Origin of the sequence: Sutterella sp., from assembly GCF_052272535.1 — a bacterium.
Lineage (GTDB): Bacteria > Pseudomonadota > Gammaproteobacteria > Burkholderiales > Burkholderiaceae_F > Sutterella.
Genome location: NZ_DAVZJY010000225.1, coordinates 1 through 3,570, shown reverse-complemented (window position 1 = coordinate 3,570; position 3,570 = coordinate 1). Strand labels below are relative to the sequence as shown.

The window sequence follows — 3,570 nt, the reverse complement described above, 5'->3', positions numbered from 1 at the left end:
ATTGGTGGAGATCTATCGTTCGACGAAGTGACCACTTCGCCGTGCGTCAGCCCTGTCCGGGCGGCCTCCCGGCCTTTTCAACGGCGCGCAATCGGTTTATCCTTTCAGAATTTTCCCAATTCACACCCAAAGCCTCGACAAGGATTCATCACCATGTCCCGCGTTCTCAACATCGGCTCGCTCAACATCGACTACGTCTACCAGGTGCCGCACTTCCTGCGGGGCGGCGAAACCCTAGCGGCCTACCGCCGCGCGGTGCACATCGGCGGCAAGGGCCTCAACCAGAGCGTGGCGCTCGCCCGCGCGGGCCTGAAGGTCTCCCACGCCGGCATGGTGGGGGCGGACGGCGGCTTCCTCAAGGCCTTCCTTGCGAACGAAGGCGTCGACACCTCGCTCGTCAAGGTGCTCGAGAACGAACCGTCGGGCCACACCTTCATTCAGGTGATTCCCGAGGCTGAGAACGCCATCCTCTACTACCCCGGCACGAACGTGCGCCTCACACGCAGCTTCGTGAAGGAGGTGATCGAAGGCTTCTGCCAGGGCGACGCGCTCCTCGTGCAGAACGAGACGAGCGCCGTGCGCGACGCGATCGAGCTCGGTCTCGAGAAGGGCATGCGCGTGATCCTCAATCCCTCGCCCTTCGACCGTCAGGCGCCGCTCTATCCGCTCAACCGCCTCTCTGCGCTCGTGCTCAATGAAACCGAAGCCGAAGGGCTCCTCGCGATGGAGAAGGCCGAGAAGACGCTCGAAGAGCAGCTCGCGATGGTCGAGGAGCTCGGCCGCCGCTACCCCGACACGGTGCTTTTGGTCACCCTCGGCAGCCGCGGCGTCGCCGTGAAGCAGCCGGGCTTCGCCGTGGAGCACCTTCCCGCCTTCCGCGTCCACGCGGTCGACACCACCGGCGCGGGCGACACCTTCACGGGTTACGCCGTGCGCGCGCTCATGCGCGCCTGGAAGCTCGAGGAGCAGGGCATCGCCGCCGAGCGCCGCCACGCCGTCCTGATGGAGGGCCTCAAGTTCGCCGCCATGGCCGCCGCCATGTCGGTGACGAAGGCGGGTTCGGCCGAGTCGATCCCGACCTTCGACGACGTGGACACCGCGATCCTTTCGCTCTGACCGCGCTCCCGCCCGCGCGCCGCGCCTCCAGATTGAAGGAACTTCCGAAATGACGACCACCCCTCAGAAGGCGGCGCCGCGCCGCATCATCCTCGACTGCGACCCCGGGTGCGACGACGCCGCGGCGATTCTGCTCGCCGCGGGCTCGCCTGACGTGGAGCTCCTTGCCCTCACGACCGTCGCGGGCAACCAGACGATCGAGAAGGTGACCTCGAACGCGCTGCGCGTGCTGCGGGTCGCCGGCATCACGGACCTCCCCGTCGCGATGGGCGCCCGCCGGCCGCTCATCCGCCCGGCCATTGAGGCCGCGCCCGAGATCCACGGCGAAACCGGACTCGGGGGCCTCACCCAGGAGGAGCTTCCCGAAGCGGACATCGCGCTCGATCCGCGTCCGGCCGCGCAGCTGATCGTCGACGTCGTGATGCGTGAGCCCGCCGGCACGGTGACGCTCGTTCCGACCGGTCCCCTCACCAACATCGCGCTCGCCGCGCGGCTCGAACCCCGCATCGTCTCCCGTGTGAAGGAGGTGGTGCTGATGGGCGGCGCCTGCCGCGAGGGCAACGCCACGGCCTGTGCGGAATTCAACGTCGAGAACGACCCCGAGGCCGCCCACATCGTCTTCGAGGAGCCCTGGAAGGTGACGATGATCGGGCTCGACCTCACGTATCAGGCGCGTGCGAACGCCGCGGTGCGCGAACGCATCCGCGCCGTGGGCACCAAGCCCGCCGAGCTCCTCTCGCGGATCCTCGACGACTATGCGGAAAACTACCGCGTCTGGCGCGGCTTTGACGCGCCGCCGCTGCACGACCCCTGCGCCGTCGCCTGCGTGATTGATCCGACGCTCATCACGCTGCGCCCTGCGCCGATTCACGTCGAACTCAAGGGCGCGCTCACCACCGGCATGACGGTCGCGGACCTCCGCCGCCCGGTCAAAGGCGAATGTCACACGATCGCGGGGCTCGGAATCGACGTGGACCGCTTCTGGGATCTGATGATCGACGCGGTGAAGCGCCTCTGACGCACTTCACGCGCGGGAAAGCGCCGGAACGTTCCGAAAGACTTTTCCGCCGCCGTCGGAAAAACAAGGAAGGACGCTCTTTCTAGAATGGGAGGACGCGTCCTTCGTCCTTTCCGGAGGCTCGGAGGGCGCCGTCATTCGACCTTCCGCACCCCTGCCGCGTCCTCCTCTCCTTCTTCATGGCGAACATCTTCAAGCTCAGCGCCCTTGCCGGTCCCGTCCTCACGCTCGCCCTCGGGGCGGCGGCCGTCGACTGGATCGTCTTCGAGCGCGTGGACTATCTCGCCGACGTGCAGATCGTCAACCCGATCGAATATTCCCAGACGCTCTACGCCCGCGGAGACTATCGGACGGCCGAGGAGTACGCGCGGCTCTTTCTCTCGCTTCCCGGCGTGTCGGCGGCGCAAACGCCCGGGCGCGAAGTGGCGGAGGTACTTAAGCGCGCCGAAGCCGTGCGCGCGTCTCCGGGCTACGTTGCCGCCGAGACCATGAAGGGCTTCTTCACGGGCGGGAGCGCCGAAACCTACGGCGAGGCCGCGGGCTTCGCCTCCGACCTCACGGCCGTGGGCGACGTGCGGGACCTCTTGAGGGAGTCCGCCCGCTGGTACGCGGGCGAACCTGTGGACGCCTTCACCGCGGGGCTCTCCGCCCTCGGCATCGTGCTCACGGCCGCGGCGCTCACGCCGGAAGCGCCCGCCGCCGCGACGGCGAAGGGCGCGGTGTCGATCCTCAAGACCGCCAAGCGCGCGGGGAAGCTCCCGCCCCGGATCGAGCGCGAGCTCGTCGAGGCGGCGGCGGAACCTTGGGCCGTGATCGGGCGCGTGGCGCCTCTGGACGCCGTAGTGGAGGCGGGCGGAAGAGGCGGCGCCAAGGCCGCCTGGAGTTCGTTCCTGCAAGAGCTCGACGTCGGGAGGACCGCGCTTGCGGCCGAAGGCGGGCGGGCGGCGAAAAAGCTCGAATCCCTCGGCGGCCTCACGCGGTGCGCCGCGACGCAGGGACTCGGCGCCGCGCTCGAAGTTCTCAACCGCTCGGAAAACCTCGCCGACATACCGCGCGTCGTGCGCACGGCCGAGAAGCTGGGCGGCGACGCGGCGGCCGTGCTCCGCTTCGGTGGCCCCGGCATCGTGCGGGCGGTGGAGAAGCGCGGCGTCGCCGAGGTGATGAGCGTCTACCGCTTCGGGCCCGAGGTCGTGAAGCTTCTCGACCGACTGCCCGCGAAGACGGTGCTGCGCGACGTGCGCCACTTCATGGCGGCGACCTCGCGGGCGTCCTACCGGATGATGAAGCGAGGAGTGCGGATTTTTGAAGGCGCGGCGGCGATGCTCTCATCGGTGCTCTCAGTCGCTGGATGGGCGGGAAGACTTGCCGCCCGACGCGTGCGCCGGCGCACGGAACCGCAGTAGTTCGACCAAGCAGGCATGAAAAAACGGAGGACT

3 protein-coding genes are annotated in these 3,570 nt (G+C 68.4%); all 3 read left to right on the top strand.

The window, feature by feature from the left end; genetic code table 11:
- Positions 1-153: 153 nt before the first annotated feature.
- The 3 genes from ACT6Y9_RS09485 (at position 154) to ACT6Y9_RS09475 (ending at position 3,537) form a co-directional block, all read left to right on the top strand.
- The gene (locus ACT6Y9_RS09485; RefSeq protein WP_443744346.1) at positions 154-1,116 is read left to right on the top strand and encodes a ribokinase; all 963 of its coding nucleotides are present in this window, start codon (positions 154-156) and stop codon (positions 1,114-1,116) included.
- 49 nt (positions 1,117-1,165) lie between these two features.
- A complete protein-coding gene (locus ACT6Y9_RS09480; RefSeq protein ID WP_443744345.1) occupies positions 1,166-2,134 on the top strand; it encodes a nucleoside hydrolase in 969 nt (322 codons plus the stop codon).
- Positions 2,135-2,313: 179 nt separating this feature from the next.
- Positions 2,314-3,537, top strand: coding sequence for a hypothetical protein (locus tag ACT6Y9_RS09475; RefSeq protein WP_443744344.1), 1,224 nt, complete (start codon positions 2,314-2,316; stop codon positions 3,535-3,537).
- The last annotated feature ends 33 nt before the right edge of the window (positions 3,538-3,570 follow it).